The sequence below is a fragment of the Nonomuraea sp. NPDC051941 genome (genome assembly GCF_044593615.1).
In genome coordinates this window covers 406,973-424,738 of the sequence record NZ_JBIUCF010000001.1, presented here as the reverse complement: position 1 = coordinate 424,738, position 17,766 = coordinate 406,973, and the positions used below count along the sequence as shown (strand labels likewise).

At 71.5% G+C, this 17,766-nt stretch carries 15 protein-coding genes; 6 read left to right on the top strand and 9 right to left on the bottom strand.

Annotated elements, in window-relative coordinates; translation table 11 throughout:
• Nucleotides 1-24 precede the first annotated feature (24 nt).
• Nucleotides 25-447 (bottom strand): Fur family transcriptional regulator, encoded by a 423-nt coding sequence (locus ACIHFD_RS01890; protein ID WP_397365152.1) that lies wholly within the window; start codon nucleotides 445-447, stop codon nucleotides 25-27.
• A 123-nt stretch (nucleotides 448-570) separates the two neighbouring features.
• Nucleotides 571-1,575 (bottom strand): uroporphyrinogen decarboxylase, encoded by a 1,005-nt coding sequence (gene hemE, locus ACIHFD_RS01885; protein WP_397365465.1) that lies wholly within the window; start codon nucleotides 1,573-1,575, stop codon nucleotides 571-573.
• Between the two features lie 622 nt (nucleotides 1,576-2,197).
• On the opposite strand from hemE, the gene ACIHFD_RS01880 reads away from it, so the two are divergent.
• The 5 genes from ACIHFD_RS01880 (at nucleotide 2,198) to ACIHFD_RS01860 (ending at nucleotide 7,773) form a co-directional block, all read left to right on the top strand.
• Complete coding sequence (locus ACIHFD_RS01880; protein WP_350722757.1) at nucleotides 2,198-2,794, top strand: DUF3000 domain-containing protein; 597 nt, start codon at nucleotides 2,198-2,200, stop codon at nucleotides 2,792-2,794.
• A gap of 45 nt (nucleotides 2,795-2,839) precedes the next feature.
• Complete coding sequence (locus ACIHFD_RS01875; RefSeq protein ID WP_397365151.1) at nucleotides 2,840-4,066, top strand: HRDC domain-containing protein; 1,227 nt, start codon at nucleotides 2,840-2,842, stop codon at nucleotides 4,064-4,066.
• A gap of 526 nt (nucleotides 4,067-4,592) precedes the next feature.
• Complete coding sequence (locus tag ACIHFD_RS01870; protein ID WP_192786504.1) at nucleotides 4,593-5,738, top strand: Gfo/Idh/MocA family protein; 1,146 nt, start codon at nucleotides 4,593-4,595, stop codon at nucleotides 5,736-5,738.
• Nucleotides 5,735-6,904, top strand: a complete 1,170-nt coding sequence (locus ACIHFD_RS01865; RefSeq protein WP_397365150.1) for a dihydrodipicolinate synthase family protein — start codon at nucleotides 5,735-5,737, stop codon at nucleotides 6,902-6,904. The genes ACIHFD_RS01870 and ACIHFD_RS01865 overlap by 4 nt, the downstream gene beginning before the upstream one ends.
• Nucleotides 6,901-7,773, top strand: coding sequence for a sugar phosphate isomerase/epimerase family protein (locus ACIHFD_RS01860; protein ID WP_397365149.1), 873 nt, complete (start codon nucleotides 6,901-6,903; stop codon nucleotides 7,771-7,773). Before ACIHFD_RS01865 ends, ACIHFD_RS01860 begins: the two co-directional genes overlap by 4 nt.
• A 9-nt stretch (nucleotides 7,774-7,782) precedes the next feature.
• Here ACIHFD_RS01860 and ACIHFD_RS01855 read toward each other — a convergent pair whose 3' ends face one another.
• The 7 genes from ACIHFD_RS01855 to ACIHFD_RS01825 all read right to left on the bottom strand — a co-directional run bounded on the left by ACIHFD_RS01855 (nucleotide 7,783) and on the right by ACIHFD_RS01825 (nucleotide 16,784).
• Nucleotides 7,783-8,376 carry a class I SAM-dependent methyltransferase gene (locus ACIHFD_RS01855; protein WP_397365148.1) on the bottom strand — a complete coding sequence of 198 codons (594 nt, stop codon included), beginning with the start codon at nucleotides 8,374-8,376 and terminating at the stop codon, nucleotides 7,783-7,785.
• Between the two features lie 4 nt (nucleotides 8,377-8,380).
• Nucleotides 8,381-10,951 (bottom strand): PEP/pyruvate-binding domain-containing protein, encoded by a 2,571-nt coding sequence (locus tag ACIHFD_RS01850; RefSeq protein ID WP_397365147.1) that lies wholly within the window; start codon nucleotides 10,949-10,951, stop codon nucleotides 8,381-8,383.
• 60 nt (nucleotides 10,952-11,011) lie between these two features.
• Nucleotides 11,012-11,938, bottom strand: a complete 927-nt coding sequence (locus tag ACIHFD_RS01845) for an alkaline phosphatase family protein (protein WP_397365146.1) — start codon at nucleotides 11,936-11,938, stop codon at nucleotides 11,012-11,014.
• Between the two features lie 26 nt (nucleotides 11,939-11,964).
• Nucleotides 11,965-12,738, bottom strand: a complete 774-nt coding sequence (locus ACIHFD_RS01840) for a sugar phosphate isomerase/epimerase family protein (protein WP_397365145.1) — start codon at nucleotides 12,736-12,738, stop codon at nucleotides 11,965-11,967.
• Nucleotides 12,735-13,727 (bottom strand): LacI family DNA-binding transcriptional regulator, encoded by a 993-nt coding sequence (locus tag ACIHFD_RS01835; RefSeq protein ID WP_350722770.1) that lies wholly within the window; start codon nucleotides 13,725-13,727, stop codon nucleotides 12,735-12,737. Before ACIHFD_RS01835 ends, ACIHFD_RS01840 begins: the two co-directional genes overlap by 4 nt.
• Nucleotides 13,728-13,794: 67 nt before the next feature.
• Nucleotides 13,795-14,949: a hypothetical protein gene (locus tag ACIHFD_RS01830; RefSeq protein ID WP_397365144.1), complete on the bottom strand. Its 1,155-nt coding sequence runs from the start codon at nucleotides 14,947-14,949 to the stop codon at nucleotides 13,795-13,797.
• A gap of 350 nt (nucleotides 14,950-15,299) precedes the next feature.
• Entirely contained in the window at nucleotides 15,300-16,784 is a 1,485-nt protein-coding gene (locus tag ACIHFD_RS01825) for an LCP family protein (protein ID WP_397365143.1), read from the bottom strand.
• Between the two features lie 212 nt (nucleotides 16,785-16,996).
• Here ACIHFD_RS01825 and ACIHFD_RS01820 point away from each other — a divergent pair, with 212 nt between their 5' ends.
• Nucleotides 16,997-17,725: a hypothetical protein gene (locus ACIHFD_RS01820; protein WP_397365142.1), complete on the top strand. Its 729-nt coding sequence runs from the start codon at nucleotides 16,997-16,999 to the stop codon at nucleotides 17,723-17,725.
• The last annotated feature ends 41 nt before the right edge of the window (nucleotides 17,726-17,766 follow it).

Below are 17,766 nucleotides of genomic sequence, written 5' to 3'. Positions count from 1 at the left end.
TCCTTCCGGACTAGATCACGGTGCTCAAGCACTGCGGGCGGTGGAACATGCGGGGCACAGGCCCCAGTAGATGACCTCTGCCTCGTCGATCATGAAGCCGTGGGCGTCGGACGCGGTCAGGCAGGGCACCTCGCCCACCGCGCAGTCGACGTCGGCGACGACACCGCACGAGCGGCACACGACGTGGTGGTGGTTGTCGCCGATGCGTCCCTCGAACCGGGCCGGGCTGCCGGCCGGTTCGATGCGACGTACGAGTCCCGCTGCGGTGAGCGCGTGCAGGGCCTCGTACACGGCTTGAAGGGAGACATGGCCGACACGGTCGCGCACCCCGGAGGCGATCGCCTCGACATCGAGGTGATCGCCCTCCCGGACGGTCTCGAGCAGCGCGACGCGGGCGGCCGTCACTCTCAGGCCTACACCGCGCAGCTCCTCGGCGGTGGTCTTCATAAACACGAACTATACAAGATAATGAATGATCCAAGTCTAGTGACGCGCCGGGAAACATTCCGTGACATGCGAAAAGGCCTGCCCCGCGCGCTGCGGGACAGGCCTGGGATCTGCGGCCAGGTGTCAGCCGGTGACGCTCGCCTCGTGGACCAGGTCGGTGAGGCGCTTGAGCTGGTCGGGGTCGGTCGAGGGCAGCACGCCATGCCCCAGGTTGAACACGTGTCCCTCGGCCGCCCGGCCCTGGCGCAGCACCTCGCGTGCCTTGCGCTCGACGACCTCCCAGGGTGCCAGGAGCACGGCCGGGTCGAGGTTGCCCTGGAGCGCCCTGCCGGGGCCGACCCGGCGGGCCGCCTCGTCGAGCGGCACCCGCCAGTCCACGCCCACCACGTCGGCCCCGGCCTCGCCGAGCACGCCGAGCAGCTCGCCCGTGCCGACGCCGAAGTGGATGCGCGGCACGTCCGTCACACCCTCGAAGATCCGCCGCGTGTACGGCAGGACGAACTCCCGGTAGTCGGCCGGCGCCACCGCCCCCACCCAGGAGTCGAAGAGCTGCACCGCCGAGGCCCCCGCCGCGATCTGGATGCGCAGGTGCTCGAGGACGATCGTGGACAGCCGCTCCATGAGCGCGTGCCACAGCTTCGGCTCGCCGTACATCATGGCCTTGGTGTGGTCGTGGTTCTTGGACGGGCCGCCCTCGATCAGGTAGGAGCCGAGCGTGAACGGCGCCCCGGCGAAGCCGATCAGCGGCGTGCCGCCCAGCTCGCCGGTCAGCGCGCGGATGGCCTCGGTGATATACGGCACGTCGTCCGGCTCCAGCGGGCGCAGCGCGTCGATGCCCTTGGCGTCGCGGATCGGGTCGGCCACGACGGGGCCGACGCCCGGCTTGATGTCGAGGTCGACGCCGATGGCCTTGAGCGGGACGACGATGTCGCTGAAGAAGACGGCCGCGTCCACGCCGTAGCGGCGTACGGGCTGCATGGTGATCTCGACGATCAGATCGGGCCTCGCGCAGGCGGTGAGCATCGGCACGCCCTCGCGGACCTTATGGTATTCCGGCAGCGCCCGCCCGGCCTGGCGCATGTACCAGACCGGGGTGTGCGGGACAGGCTGGCGGCGGCAGGCACGCAGGAACGCTGAGTCGGCGAGGTTCACCCCACAAGGGTGCCATGGCAGGGCGGCGGTCCCGACACTGGTGCGAGGTGTCGGAAAAACATCGATCGAACACCCCAAGTCATGATCAGATAGCCAGATGAAGGTTTACCGGTCTGCTCGGCATCGGCATCGCACGAGGGTCGAACACACCCCATGCCCGGCCAGAGTGCCGGTCTCGACTGGGCCAAATGTTCACCAACCCCCCGCGCGGCATCGATTCAGAGACCACTTTGGGGACACGCCGAGCGCGTTGCGGGGAAATGTCAGCGGCTCGTGCCAACGTCGGAGCCACGACCCGAAGAAAGGCCCCGGTTCGATGACTCGTGCGACTACCGCGTTGTGGACTTCCCCAGAGCGCCGCAATGAGCGCTGCCTGTCCTGTGCCGGCGAGCGGCTGTTCGAGCAGCCGCCGTGCCTCGACGGGCACGAGCCCGGCCACTGCCCGGAGTGGGCCTGCGTCGAGTGCGGTCACGCGATCGTCATCGGCACCGCCGAGTCCGTCCGACAGGTTCGCCAGCTGGTTACGGCAGCGGCTTGATCACGAAGGATGAGCACCCCTGTGGTCCCCTTCCGTCCGACTTCGACCTACGCTTCCGCTATGACACTCAGTGACCAGCCTCCTCCGCCCGCGGCGTTCACGCGCGCGGCGGAGAGCATGCGGTTGACCGAGGTCAGGCCGGAGATCGAGCTGGAGGAGCTGCCCGCGCCGCAGCGGCTGGCCCCCTACTCGTCGGCCATCGGCGCGTCGGTCTACCGCGACGACGAAGAGCTCGCGGTGGGCAGGCTGATCCTGCTCTACGACCCTGACGGCCAGCGCGGGTGGGAGGGCCCGTTCCGGCTGGTGGCCTACGTCAGGGCCGACATGGAGCCGGAGATCACCTCCGACCCGCTGCTCGGGCCGGTCGTCTGGAGCTGGCTGACGGAAGCTCTGGAGGCCCACCAAGCCGACTACTCCGCCGCTGGCGGTACCGTGACAAGAGCCGTGTCAGAGGGGTTCGGCAACAAAGCCGAAGACCCGGTCACGACCGAGCTCGAGCTACGGGCGTCCTGGTCACCCGCGCAGGAGGATCTCTCCGGCCACGTCGCCGCCTGGTGCGACCTCATGTGCCTGGCGGCGGGGATCCCGCCGCTCCCGCCCGACGTGGCCGCCCTTCCCCGCCGCCGTGATGATCCGGAGAGTGACCGTACGAAGTGAGGGCACCAGTCAAGACAGCACAAGCGTCATGAGGTCGGTGAACTCGTGACAGAAGAACATACCGTCGTGCCGCTCCTGGAGCCGCGCGAGGGCATTCCAGCGGTCATCGCGGACGCCGACGCGCTGACTGAAATCGTTTCGCGTTTCGCGGCGGGCAAGGGTCCCGTGGCGGTCGACGCCGAACGCGCCTCGGGCTATCGGTACGGCAACCGCGCCTACCTCGTACAGCTGCGCCGGGCCGGGGCCGGGACCGCGTTGATCGACCCGATCGCCTGCCCCGACCTGTCCGCGCTCGACACGGCCGTGGCCGAGGCGGAGATCGTGCTGCACGCCGCCTCCCAGGACCTGCCGTGCCTGCTCGAGGTGGGGTTCAGGCCGCGGGAGATGTTCGACACGGAGCTGGCGGGGCGGCTGCTCGGCTACGAGCGGGTCGGACTCGGCACGATGGTCGAGACCGTGCTCGGGCTGCGCCTTGAGAAGGGACACTCGGCCGCCGACTGGTCCACCCGGCCGCTGCCGGAAGACTGGCTGCGGTACGCGGCCCTCGACGTGGAAGTGCTGGTCGAGCTCCGTGACGTGCTCCACCAGGAGCTGGCCGACAGCGGGAAGCTGGAGTGGGCGCGCGAGGAGTTCGCCGCCGTGCTCAACACGCCGCCGCCCGTGCCACGGTCCGACCCCTGGCGGCGTACGTCGGGCATCCACAAGGTCCGGAACGTACGCGCGCTGGCGATCGTGCGGGAGTTGTGGACCATGCGCGACAGGATCGCCCGGGAGTCCGACCTGGCGCCGGGGCGGGTGCTGCCCGACGCGGCCATCGTCACCGCCGCGCTGGAGGGACCCCGCACCAAGAAGGCCTTGACCGAAATATCAGCATTCACCGGGCGTAGCGCACGCCGCCACATGGGCGACTGGCTCGCCGCCGTCACCCGGGCCCGCGGACTGCCGGACAACCAGCTCCCGCAGCCGAGCACCCCGGGCGACGGACCGCCACCGCCCAACCGCTGGGCCGACCGCGACCCGGCCGCCGCCAAACGCCTCGCCGCCGCGCGAGCGGTGGTGGCGGGGCTGGCCGAGCAGCACCACATGCCAACCGAGAACCTGCTCCAGCCGGACGCGGTCCGGCGGCTCACCTGGGAGCCGCCGGAGGAGATCACCGAGGAGACGGTGACGGAGCGGCTGCGCGAGCTCGGGGCCCGCGAGTGGCAGCTCTCCCTGACGGCCCACCCCATCACCAAGGCCCTGGGCCGCCTCGAAACCCGCGGCGACCTGTAGCGCCCCACGCCTCACCGCAACGCGCCCCGACCCACCCGAACCCGGGAGGGTCGGGGCGCGTCGCACACCCGCAGCCCGACCCCGCGCACGACCCCACCGGCGCGCCGCCGTTCGGTTGCCCCCGCCGCATGCCATAAAGACGCACCAACGCACCGCGCACCCGAACGCTCGGCCGGGCCCGTGCGCATTGCGCCGGACACCACCGCACACCATCCCGCCGACGCGGCGCCGTAAGGCAACCCCGGCGAGCGCGCCGCTGACGCCCCGGCGCGGCGCGAGGCTCCAGCGACCCACGACGCCGACACCCGCCTCGCGCCCGAACGCCTGAGCGCCCGAACGGGCACCGCGCCCGAACACCGCGCCCGAACACCCGATCGCCCTTGCACCCCCGGGCACCGGCCCGGACGCCGCGGTCGGACGGTGGGTTTTCGGGTGTGTGGGGGTTGGGGCTACTTGACGGGGTTGGTGGGGCGGCCGTACGGTTCGGGAAAGCGCTTTCCCCATGTTTGTCCTGAAGGGATCCTCAATGAGCGTGCGCACCATCGGCGTCGTGATGAACGGCGTCACCGGGCGGATGGGCTACCGTCAGCACCTGGTCCGCTCCGTCCTGGCCATCAACGAGCAGGGCGGGGTCACGCTCTCGGACGGCGGCAGGGTGAAGATCAAGCCAGTACTTGTCGGCAGAAACGCCGATAAATTGGCAGATATCGCGGCGAAGCATGGGATTTCGGATTTCACTACGGAGCTCGACTCCGCCCTCGCCGACGACGACAACCTGATCTACTTCGACGCCCAGGTCACCAGCGCCCGCGTCAAGGCCGTCTTGAAGGCCATCGAGGCGGGCAAGCACATCTACGCCGAGAAGCCCACCGCCGAGTCGACGCAGGAGGCGATGGCGCTGGCCGAGGCCGCCACGGCCAAGGGCGTCAAGAACGGCGTCGTGCAGGACAAGCTCTTCCTGCCCGGCCTGCTCAAGCTGAAGCGGCTGATCGACGGCGGTTTCTTCGGCCGGATCCTGTCGGTGCGCGGGGAGTTCGGCTACTGGGTGTTCGAGGGCGACTGGCAGGAGGCGCAGCGCCCGTCGTGGAACTACCGGGCCGAGGACGGCGGCGGCATCGTGCTCGACATGTTCCCGCACTGGCACTACGTGATGGAGAACCTGTTCGGCCGCGTCCAGTCCGTCTACGCCCGCGCCGTGACCCACGTCCCCGCCCGGGTGGACGAGCAGGGCAACACGTACCAGGCCACCGCGGACGACGCCGCGTACGGGATCTTCGAGCTCGAAGGCGGCATCGTCGCCCAGATCAACTCCTCCTGGACCGTTCGCGTGAACCGCGACGAGCTGGTCGAGTTCCAGGTGGACGGCACGCACGGCAGCGCCGTGGCCGGCCTGCGCAACTGCCGCGTGCAGCACCGCTCCGCCACCCCCAAGCCCGTCTGGAACCCCGACCTGCCCGCCACCGCCCGCTTCCGCGACGGCTGGCAGGAGGTGCCGGACAACGCCGAGTTCGACAACGGGTTCAAGGTGCAGTGGGAGGCGTTCATCAAGCACGTGCTGGAGGACGCGCCCTTCCCGAACGACTTCGCCTCCGGCGCCCGCGGCGTGCAGCTCGCCGAGCTGGGGCTGCGTTCGTCCGCCGAGGGCCGCAGGATCGAGGTGCCGCAGCTGTGACGACGATCGACCTGCCCGGGATCGGCGCCTACACCCTGCGCGAGCCCGTCACATGGGAGGTGCCCGGCGGGCCGCCCGCCGGGCGCGTCGTGTACGCGGCCGCGCACGTGGTGGCCGACCCGCTCGGCGACAACACGCCCGGCTCCCCCGCCGCCGTCGACTGGGACGCGACCCTGCGCTTCCGCCGCCACCTGTGGACGCACGGCCTGCGCGTCGCCGACGCCATGGACACCGCCCAGCGCAACATGGGCCTGGACTGGGCGGCGACCAAGGAGCTCATCCGGCGCAGCGCCGCCGAGGCCCGCTCGTACGGCGACCCGGCGACGCTGGTCGCCTGCGGCGCGGGCACCGACCACGCGCCCCAGGCCGCCGATCTCAACACGATCACGGCCGCGTACGCCGAGCAGATCGAGACCGTCCAGTCGGCCGGCGCCGGAGTGATCGTCATGGCCTCCCGCCAGCTCGCCAGGGTGGCGGCGGGTCCGCAGGACTACCACCAGGTGTACGGCAAGCTGTTCGGCCTGGCGGAGCGGCCGGTGATCCTGCACTGGCTGGGCGAGATGTTCGACCCGCAGCTGGCCGGCTACTGGGGTTCGGGCGACGTGGCGGCGGCCACCGAGTCGTTCCTGGAGCTGATCCACGCACACGCCGCGATGGTGGACGGCGTCAAGGTGTCGCTGCTGGACGAGGAGCACGAGGTAGGGCTGCGCGCCGCGCTCCCCGAGGGTGTCCGGCTCTACACGGGGGACGACTTCAACTACCCGTCGCTGATCAAGTCGGGCTCGCACGCGCTGCTGGGCATCTTCGACGCCATCGCCCCGGCGGCGACGGCGGCGCTGCAGGCCCTGGACGCGGCCGAGGCGGCGCAGGACGCGGACGAGGCCGCCCGGCAGCTCGCCCGCTACGACGAGATCTTCGCCCCGACCGTCCCCCTGTCCAGGAAGATCTTCGAGACGCCGACGTACAACTACAAGACCGGCATCGTCTTCCTGGCCTGGCTGAACGGCCACCAGGACGCGTTCGCCATGGTGAACGGCGCCCAGTCGGCCCGCTCGCTGCGGCACCTGGCTGAGGTGTTCCGCCTCGCCGACCAGGCCGGGCTCCTGTCCGACCAGGAGCTGGCCGTGGGCCGGATGAAGGCACTGCTGGCGGTGAACGGCCTGTGAGCCTTGCGCTGAACCAGTGGACGACCCGGCGGTGGTCCGTGGCCGAGGCCGTGGACGGGTGCGTGCGGCACGGCCTGGAGGCGGTCGGGCTGTGGCGGGAGAAGGTCGCCGAGCAGGGCCTCGCGGAGAGCGTGAAGCTGGTGCGCGAGGCCGGCCTGCGGGTGTCCTCGCTGTGCCGGGGCGGCTTCCTCACGGCGGGCGGGCTGCCCGGCGAGGAGGGCCGGCGGGCCTTCGCGCAGGCGCTGGACGACAACCGGCGGGCCATCGACGAGGCGGCCGAGCTGTCGGCGGCCTGCCTGGTGATGGTGGTCGGCGGCCTGCCGGGGGTGAAGCCGGGCGAGGCCCTGCCCCCGAGCGGGTTCTCGCGGGACGTGGCCGGGGCGCGCGAGCGCGTGGCGGAGGCGCTGGCCGAGCTGGCGCCGTACGCCGGGGAGCGCGGGGTCAAGCTGGCCCTGGAGCCGCTGCACCCGATCTACTGCCCCGACCGCGCCGTCCTGTCCACCCTGGGCCAGGCGCTGGACCTGAGCCTGGCCTACCCTGAGGAGCAGGTCGGCGTGGTGGTCGACACGTTCCACGTGTGGTGGGACCCGAGGGTGTTCGAGGACATCGCGCGGGCCGGCCGCAGGATCGCCTCCTACCAGGTGTGCGACTACCTGCACCCGCTGCCGCAGGACATCCTGCTCGGGCGGGGCATGATGGGCGACGGCGTGATCGACTTCCGGCCGATCACGCAGGCCGTCCTGGACGCCGGTTACGCGGGCGATGTCGAGGTGGAGATCTTCAACGCCGACGTCTGGGCCGCCGACCCCGACGAGGTGGTGGCCACGATGAAGGCCCGTTACGAGGACGTGGTGCTCCCCGTACGGTGACGTCCGGCGCTACCTCGGCTTGTCCCAGACCAGCAGGTAGCGCCGCAGGAGGAGGCGGCGGAAGCGGCAGCCGGGCAGCAGCCGGCGGGCCGCCCGCCCCACCTCGCCCCACGACATGACAGGGTCCATGGCCGGCACGCCGGGACCGCGCTTGCCGCCGTGGAACAGCTTGAGCACGTGCGAGACCGCCTGGCCCGAGAGCCGGACGACCCCGTCCAGGAGCGTGCGGTCCCTGGCGTTGCCGACGATCACCAGCCGGCCACCCGGCGCCAGCAGCCCCGCCAGCGCGTCCATGGCCTCGCCGAAGTCCGCGTGGTGGACGACCGCGACGGCGGTGACGAGGTCGTACTTGCCCTCGGGGAGCCGGCCGTCGAGGTAGTCGCCTTCCAGGAAGGACACGTTGCCGGGGCGGCGCTCGCGGGCCATGGCGATCGCCTCGGCGGAGCGGTCGACGCCGGTCACGTAGGGGACGCGGGCCGCGAGCTTGCCCGCCAGCAGCCCGTCACCGCATCCGACGTCGAGCGCGTGCGCGCAGTCCTCGGGAACGAGCGTCAGGACGAGCCTCTGGTAATGAACGTTGTGATTCCAGTAGGTCTCGGACATTTGATCACGATAGCGTCACGGTCCCCGCGGCGCCGTTCACTTCGATCTCCTGCCCCGTCGTGATGCGGTGGGTGGCGTCGGGGACGCCGACGACGGCCGGGATGCCGTACTCCCTGGCCACCACGGCGCCGTGCGACATCGCGCCGCCCATCTCCATCACCAGCCCGCCCGCCGTCAGGAACAGCGGCGTCCAGCCCGGATCGGTCGAGGGGCAGACCAGGATCTCGCCGGGCTCCAGGTGCGCGCCGATGGGGTCGAGCACCACTCTGGCCACGCCCTTGACGGTGCCGGCCGAGGCGGCGGTGCCCGTCAGCGCGCCTTCCACGGCACTGGTCGCGAGCGCCTCGGGCTCGGTGCCGTCGGACAGCAGGATCCTCGGGACGTGCCTGCGGCGCGACTCCCGCTCGTACGTCTCCTGCCGCTCCGCCACGACCGCGCGCAGGTCGCCCCCGTCCAGGGCGGCCCTGGCCTCGTCGAAGCCGAGGAAGTACACGTCCCGCGCCGAGTCCAGGACGCCGAGGCCCACCAGGTGCTCCCCCACCGCGAGCATGCTCCGCCGCACCCCGGCGAGGGTCTTGACCAGGTAGAACTTGGGCAGCTCGCGCAGCCCCGCGAACTCCCTGGTCCGCCGGAGCCCGAGACGCACGACCGCGGCCCGCCAGCGGCCCTTGCGGCGGGCCTCGGACGCCACGTGGGCGATGGCGGAGCGCGCCGCCTCGGCCCCCTTGGCGAACAGCGCGGAGGGCGCGAGGTCGGCGCCGCCGTCCATCCGCAGGTAGTTGGCCAGCACGCCGAGGATGTGCGCGGGCTCCTCCGACCAGCGGGGCACGCCCAGGTCGATCTCGGCGACGCCGCGGTGGCCGTACTCGTCCAGGAACGCGGTGATCTCGCGCTGGGCGACCGGCGGGAGGTTGCCGGCCTCGAAGAGGCGGACCAGCTCGGCCACCGGCTCCTTCCTGAACGGCTCCGGCTCGATGCGGGTGGCCAGGTGCCACAGCTCCAGGTCCATCTCCGTGGTCGGGTTGTGCGGGACGCTGCGCAGGACGTCCTGCATGTCGGCGATCGGCACGCCGGAGAGCCTGGAGGCCAGCGCGAACAGGCCGTAGCCGGTGAGCACCATGGGCATGATCGAGAGGATGACCGGGAAGGTGGCGGCGAGCAGGCGTTCGGCGTGGTCCAGGCGCTGGGCGGGGGTGGCCGCCTCGGGGAGCCGCAGGCGCCGGTCCAGCTGCTCGCCGATGCGGGCGGCGTACGCGAGGCCCTCCTTCGGCCGCGTCAGGGCGAGCAGGAGCCGGGAGGGCGCGTGGATGCGGCGGGCGAACCTGCGCAGGCCGCGCAGGACCGGGCGGGGTGACGTGTGCACCACCGAGAGCCTCGGGTCCTCCATCAGCCGCTCGAACACGGGGACGGTGCGCGCCTCGCCCAGCGCGAGCATGCGCGGCAGGACCGCGCGGCCGAAGCGGCTGCGTACGGCCGTGGTCAGGTCCAGCCACATGCGCTGGCCCGACACGGTCATGAACGGCGCGCCGTCCCGCGGGTCGGCCGGCCCGTAGCCGGGCAGCCCCGCCGCCCCGGAGGAGATCAGCCGGAACGCCGACAGGCCCATCGGGGTGAGCGGCCCCATGACGCCCTGCACGACGTTGACCGAGAAGTACACCCGCAGGCCCGGCCGGCTCTGCTCGGGCAGCGGGTAGAGGGTGGTGATCGGTCTCGCCTGGGTGAGCCAGAGCCGGCCGTCGCCGTCGATGGCCCACTCGGTGTCCTGGGGCGCGCCGTAGTGGTCCTCCACGCGGGCGCCCAGCTCGGCCAGCGCGCGCACCTGGCCGTCGGTCAGGCAGAGACCGTCGTGCGCGGTCTCGACGCGTTCCGTGCCGCCGCCGGGCACGGAACGGATGGTCAGGCGCTTGTCGCCGGCGTGGCGTTCGAGGATCTCGCCGCCGTGCACGACGAACCGGTCGGGGTTCACGGCGCCGGAGACGACGGCCTCGCCGAGCCCGGGGTTGGCGTCGATGACGGCCTCGCGCCGCCGCCCGGTCACCGGGTTGGCGGTGAACATCACGCCCGCCACCCGCGCGTCCACCATCTCCTGCACGACCACCGCCAGCCGGACGGCGGCGTGGTCGATGCCGTTGGACTCGCGGTAGGCGACCGCGCGGTCGGTCCAGAGCGAGGCCCAGCAGCGGCGCACGGCCTCCACCACCGCCTCGGCGCCGACGACGTTGAGGTAGGTGTCCTGCTGCCCGGCGAAGCTGGCGAACGGCAGGTCCTCGGCCGTGGCGGACGAGCGCACCGCCACGGCCACGTCGTCACCGAGCGCGGCGTAGGACGACACGATCGTCTCGCGCACGTCGTCCGGCACCGGCGCCTCCAGCAGGTGCCGCCTGGCCCGCTCGGCGAGCCCGTCGCCGCTCGTCTCCAGGCCCTCCGCGACCCGCCGGTACGCCTCCGTGGTCAGCACCCATCCCGGCGGGACGGGAAGGCCGGCCCTGGCCAGCTCGCCGAGGTTCGCGGCCTTGCCGCCCACCTCGGCGAGCATCCCGGCGTCGATCTCGGAGAAGGCCAGTGCCGTCTTCATCGTCTGCTCCCCTGCGGTTCAGCTTCCTGTCACTCAGTGTGGCTCTTCCGTGAGAGAAATTCAACGGTTGATGAAAAGATCCGCGCCGTCCAGATCCCAGGTGGGATCGACCCCGACGCCCAGCACGCCCAGCGCCGTCGGCCCCACGTCGACCAGCCGCGGCTCGCCGAGCGAGCGGCCGCCCAGGTCCTCCTCGAGCCGGTTCGCGATCACGAACACCGTGCGCTCCTCGTCCGAGATCCCGCCGTGGCCGCCCTCGTCCACGTGCCCGTGGTCGGTCGTGATCAGCACCGTCCATCGCTCGCCGGGGTACGAGGACCGCCCGCGGACGGTGTCGAGCAGCTGCCCCAGGTAGGCGTCCTGGGTCTGGAGAGCGTCGAAGTACTCGGGGCAATGGGGGCCGAGGTCGTGGGCCACCTCGTCGGTGTCGCCCAGATACACGAAGACGGCGTCGGGGTCGGCCGCGGCCAGGTGCCGCTCGGCGGCCTCGGCGACCTGCCTGTCGGCCTCGGCCCAGGAGCCGAACTCGTAGCCGTCCAGGACGAACCGGTGGTCGATGGCCCGGCTGAACGCGCCGTGCTCCTCCAGCGCCCCCCAGGAGAAGAACGCGGCGGTGCTCAACTCCGGCCGGGCATGCTTCGCACGAGTCAAGAAGTCCGGATATTTCGTGAAACGGGGGTTGGCGAAGCCGTTGTCCACCACGCCGTGTTTGTCCGGCCAGACTCCGGTGGCGATCGACGACCAGCCGGGACCCGAGTCCGTCCGCGAGGCGATGACGCGACCGCCCGGCTCCGGAGACTTGGGGACGACCTGGCCGGGCGACTCCGTACGCGGCGTTCCCGCCTCGCCGTAGGGGAGCTTGCTGGTGCCGTACGCGCCGGAGGACATGAGCGAGCCCAGCACGGGCGCGCCCAGAGCCTGGAGGCGGTCGAACCGCAGGCCGTCCATCCCGACGACCAGCACCTTGTTCCGCTTAGATAGGGGCATCCCCCTATCTAAGCGGCGAAAGGTATCTAAAGGGCGAAACGCCGCACCCAGTCAGCCGCGCCCGGGAGGATCTCCTCGACCGGGGCGACCTGCGGATACCAGGTGCGCTCCCATTCCAGCGACACCCATCCGTCGTAACCTGCCGCGCGCAGCAGCTCGCCCGACTCCTCCAAGGGCACCGAGCCCGTCCACATGGGCACCGGCGTGGTGTCCTCGGCCGAGACCGCGTCCTTGACCTGGACGTAGGAGAGGTACGGGCCCAGCGCGGCCAGCGTTTCGGCCGGGGGTTCGCCGTGGCGCCACGGGTGCAGCAGGTCCCAGATCGCGCCGGTGGACTCGGGGCAGACCGCTTCGGCCAGCAGCCCGGCCACGGCGGCGCCGGTGGCCATGTGGTCGTGCGTCTCGACGAGGACGCGGACGCCGAGCGCGGAGGCCGTACCGGAGACCGCCTTGAGCCGGCGGGCGCCGACGGCGGGATCGTCGCCGCCCGGGAACACCCGCACCGCGGGGGCACCCAGGTCGGCGGCGAGCCGGAGGTCGGCGAGGAGCGCCTCGATGGCCGGTTCGTCCGGTCCAGGCGCACATACCCTGACATATCCGGCGAGTGCGGCGATCTCCAGGCCCGCCCGCTCGACCCGTTCCCGCACCGAGCGCCGCTCCGCGGCGTCGAGGCCGGCGTGCACCCCGGTGTCCGGGTGCAGGCGCAGCTCGAGGCCCTGGCAGCCGCCTCCGGCCGCGATCCCGATCGCCCTGTCCAGCCCTTCACCGGGCATCCCCAGGGTGCTGACGGCCAGCTTCACGCCATCCTCCGTACGCTCTCTCGCAGCACGACCTCGCCCGCGACCTGCTCGACCACGACCTCGTCCGTCTCACCCAGCGCGAGCTCCAGCGCCCGCGCGCCCATGTCCGTCAGGGGCAGCCGCACGGTCGTCAGCGCGGGCACGTGGTCCCGCAGCGTCACGATGTCGTCGAACCCGGCCACCGAGACGTCCTCCGGCACCCGGACCCCGCGCTCCCTGTAAGCCGCCAGCGCCCCGACCGCCATCACGTCGTTGACCGCGAACACGCAGGTCGCGTCCTTGACCTGCTGGGCCGCCGCGTAGCCGCCGTCGCGGTCGAACGGCCCGTGGATGACGTGCGGCGCGGGCAGCCCCAGCTCCTCCAGCGCCCCGGCGAACCCGGCGCACCGGTCGGCCGCCGTCACCAGGTGCGGCGGCCCGGCCAGCACCGCGAACCGCGTGTGCCCGAGCCCGGCCAGCGCGCGAGCGAGCTCGGCGGCGCCCGCTCTGTTGGCGGGCGCGACGGTGTCGACGCCGAGGAGGTCCTGGCCCACGCAGGCGGCGCGGCCGCCGCCCGACTGGTAGCGGGCGAGCTCGTCGCGCAGGCGCCCCGTGACAGCGTGGTCGGCGACGCGCGAGCCGACCAGCAGCACCGCCCGCACGCGCTGGGCGTTGAGCGTGGCCACGTAGGCGATCTCCTGCTCGGGATCGCGATGCGTGGTGCCCACCATGACCAGCAGGCCCTCGGTGGCGGCCGCCCGCATCGCCCCGTCGGCCAGGGCCGCGAAGTAGGGGTCGGTCAGGTCGTGGACGACGATGCCGATGACGTTGCTGGCGCCGCGGGCGAGCGTCTGGGCGGCGATGTTGGCGCGGTAGCCCAGCTCGTCCGCGGCCTGCTCGACGCGCGCCCGCAGAGTCGCGCCCACCTGGCGGGTGCTGCCGTTGAGCACCCGCGAGGCTGTCGCGAGCGAGACGCCCGCCTGCTTGGCGACATCCTCAAGCGTGACCACGAGACCTCCCCGGAAAGCGGTTTCCAAGTCTGCCAGATCAGCACCTGGATCCGCATCCTCGCACGTCTCAGGCCCAGGGGAACAGGATGTCCAGAAGTCCCTTGCTCTCCTTGGTGGGTGTGGGCGCGGGCGCCTGGGTCTGCGGCGGCGCCTGCGTGGAGGGAGCCTGGGTGGACCTCGACTCCGGCGCCTTGGTCGACACCGTGTTGTCCCTGCTGTCCGTGTCGTTCGTCGTGCTCGTGCGGTCGTCGTTGTCGTTCGTCTGGTTCTGCGGGGCGCGGGTGGGCCTGGTGCTCGCCTTCGTCGTCGGCTGGCCGATGCGCGTGTTCGTCGGACGGGCCGAGGGCTCGCGCGTGGGCCGGGCCGCCCGCGTGGGCGCGGTCGTCGTCGGGGTATCGGACTCAGAGTCGGTCGGCTCCGGGGTGTCCGTATCCTCGGTCTCGGGAGTCTCCTCCTCCGAGGTCGTGTCCTCGGGGGCCGCACTCTCCGAGGGGCGCGTCACCTCGCCCGCGCTGGCGCACTGACCGCCCTTGCAGGGGTCGTCGGAGGAGTTGCCCGTGAGCATGAAGCCGGCACCCACGCCGACCAGCACCACCGCGGCCGCGACCACCAGCAGCTTCCTGGTGCGCCGGCGCACCTCGCCGCCGTCGTCGCCGCTGCCGCCGCCGCCGGAACGGCCGCCCGAGCGCCTGTCCTGCGGGCGCTTGTCGTCCGAGTCCTCAGTCCAGCCCGAGCCGAGGAAGCCGCGCTTGGGCTTGTCGTCGTCGTGGTCGTCGTCGATCCCGGCGTCGTAGCTGCGGTCGAGCGGGAGGTACGGGTTGTCGTCCTCGATGCGGTGGGAGCCGCTGGGTCCGCCCAGGTCGTCGGCGTCCAGGACGTGATGGGGACCGCTGGCCCCGCCGTACACGTCGCGGTGGCCCACGTCGAGCGGGTCGCCGGCCGCGTACACGTCGCGTTTGCTGCCGTCCAGCGGGTCGCCGGCCACGTACATGTCGCGCTGGCCCCCCACGTCGAGCGGGTCGCCGTACACGTCGCGCTGACCCGCGTCGAGCGGGTCGCTCTGACCGCCGAGGACATCGTGCGGGCCGTCGTCGAGCAGGTCACGGCCCCCGATGAGCTGGGGCTCGCTCTTGTCGAGGGGGAGGATGTAGGTCTCGTTGCCGACGACCTGGATGGCGGGCTGCTCGTCGGTGTCATCGGTGCTCCACCGTGGGGAAAGCACGTCGCCCGTCAGATCCGGGTTTAACGACCTCCCCTGCCCATCCTCATAAGGCCTGTCGTTCTCGTCGCGCGCCACGATGAACCTCTCTAGTACGAATTCGGACCGCGCCCTTCTTAACAGACCCGACCATCACTTGTCCGGAAATTTCACATGTTTCCCTAAAAACACTCTCTGTAACATTCGTCACTCTAAGAGATCGAAGGCACGCTGTTGGTGAGCCGATCGGCCCTCCAGAACCCCCTTTGACCACGGAGTTCACCCGCGCGGGCACGCTCCGGCGTCACGGGGCACGGCAGGCGAAAGGCCGCCCGGACCGGGTCCGGGCGGCTTGTCAAGAGCACAGTCAGGAGTCACAGGCAGGGGTTGGTGTCGGAGTCGACGACCTTGTCCTTGAGCGAGTCGGGGATCGCCGACACGACGCGCACGCCGGGCCAGTCCGCCCCGATGACGACCTGGATGATCGGCCCGCCGGGGACCTCGACGCCGGCCTTGGACTTGTACGGCTGCGTGGTGATCGGCTTGACCTTGCCGGCCACGGGCGTCTTCTTCTCCTTCGACAGCCGCGAGGCCACCGCGTCCCCGTAGGCGGGCCCGTCGGCGGCGTCCTTCTTGGCGTACCGGAGTGCGGTCTTCGGGGTGGCGGCGACGTTGCCGACCTCCGTGATCACGAAACCCTGGGCGGCCAGCTCGTCGGCCACCTTGAGCGCCTTGCCCTGCTCCCCCGTGCCGTTGAGCACCTGGACGCGCACCTGCTTGTTCTCGATCTTGGGCCCGGCTGACTTGCCGGGCGAGGGAGCCGCGGTGACCTCGACGTCGTTGCGCACGCTCTCGAAGAAGTCGCGGGCAGACGGCTGGCTGAACTGGACCCGGTTCTTGTCCGCCGGGTAGGGCTCGGTGGGCACCGTGATGCCCTTGAGCTCCTTGGTCGTCAGGCCCTTGACGCTGAGGGCGATGTCCACCATGCGGTCGAGGGTGAGCTGATCGTCCAGCGTGACGGCCTTGGTGGCGGCCAGCAGGAACGAGTTCAGCTTGACCGGGTCGGTGAGCAGGCCGCCGTCGGTGACCGCCTGCAGCACCTTGGTGAGGAAGACCTGCTGGCGCTGGATCCTGCTCAGGTCGCTGCCGTCGCCCAGCGAGTACCGGGCGCGCACGTACCCCAGCGCCTGCTCGCCGCTGACCACGTGCCGGCCCGCGCTGAGCACCAGCTTCGCCTTGGGGTCGTTGACGGCCTTGGGCAGGCAGATCTCGATGCCGCCGATGGCGTCGATGATGCCCTTGAAGCCGGTGAAGTCGACCTTCACGAAGTGGTCGATCCTGATGTTGGTGAGCGACTCGAGGGTCTTGATCGTGCAGTTGATGCCGCCGTCGTTGAAGGCGGCGTTGATCTGGCGCAGGCCGCCGGGGATCAGGGCGCCGGTACGGCTCTTGCACTCCGGGATCATGACCATGGAGTCACGCGGAAAGCTGATCATGGTGGCCTTGTCCCGGTTCGGGGAGATGTGCAGCAGCATGATCGTGTCGGTGCGCTCGCCGATCTCCTTGAGGTGGGGGCCGTACCTCTTGTTGTCGCCCTCACGGGAGTCGGAGCCGACGAGCAGGACGTTGAGCGCGCCGGTGTCCGGCGGGCGGCTCTCGCCGACGACGATGGGCTCGCGGGGGATCTCGCTCTCGATGTGCCGGTAGTACGCGTACGCCCCGACCGAGACGACCACCAGCACCAGCGTCATCCCGATGCCGACCCACCCCAGTACCGAGACCCGCCATCGCGGGCCGCGCTCGCGCCGCCTCCTGCGCCGCGGCGGAGCATCCCCCACGTGTTCCGGACTCTGCCTCACGCGCCCCCCTTCACCCACCCCACAAGAGAAACGCGTACCGCCAGCTGGCGGCGCGTAGCTCACCGAGTTACCGATGATTCCAGGACTGTCGCGCCTTGCAGATAAAAGTGGCAATCCTCGGGGCTGCCACTGTTGCGTGCCGGGCGAGGAGCTCCATCCAAAGCACGGGAATCCGGGGCGTCACCACGCAGAGTGACGCCATGATGACATTCATGCTGTTGACCGAGATGGCGCCCCCTCCAGGCGCCCAGGAACTGGCCGGGCTGCGGGCCAGAGCCAGAACCGCCCGCCGCCGGGCCTTCGTCGCGCTCTCCGCCTCGATCGCGCTGCTGGCCACCGCCCAGCTGCTCGCCGACCGGGCGCAGACGAGGGAGCAGACGCTACCGCTGGCCGTGTTGTCGCTGGCGGTCTTCGCGGCCGCGGTGCCCGCGCAGGCGATCACCCAGTACGTCTGGGGCACCCACGCCCGGCACGTCCACCGCAAGGAGCGCGAGCTGTACGCCGCCCCCCGCGCCGGACGCGTGCGCCCCCTCAGCAGGCTGGCCGTGGCCTGCTGCTGGGCGGTGACGCTGCTGCTCGGCTGGACGGCGCCGCGCCTGTTCCGGGAGGCCGCCCTGTACGGCTTCGCCGACTCCCTGGGCTGGGCCACCGAGGCGCTGGCGCTGATGAGTCTCGCGACGGGGGTGTTGTTCGTCCTCTGGTGGGCAGGCGACGCGTTGGGGACACTGGCGCGCGCCCTGCGGTCGGGCGGGTCACCTGGCGATCCGTGGGACCCCGGCCGAGGCGCGCGCCGGCGAGAGGGCGCGGCGCTCTGGACGGGCGCGGCCGTGGCGGTCGCGGCCCTGGTCGGGGCCCGCGCCCATCTCTGGGAGCCGGCCACGGCGGTCGTTTACACATTGCTGACCGCCGCCCTCGTCTGCGGAGTAGTTACTGACGAGTAGCATAGGCACGGAACCCTATCAACGAGGAGCGAATCCGTGCC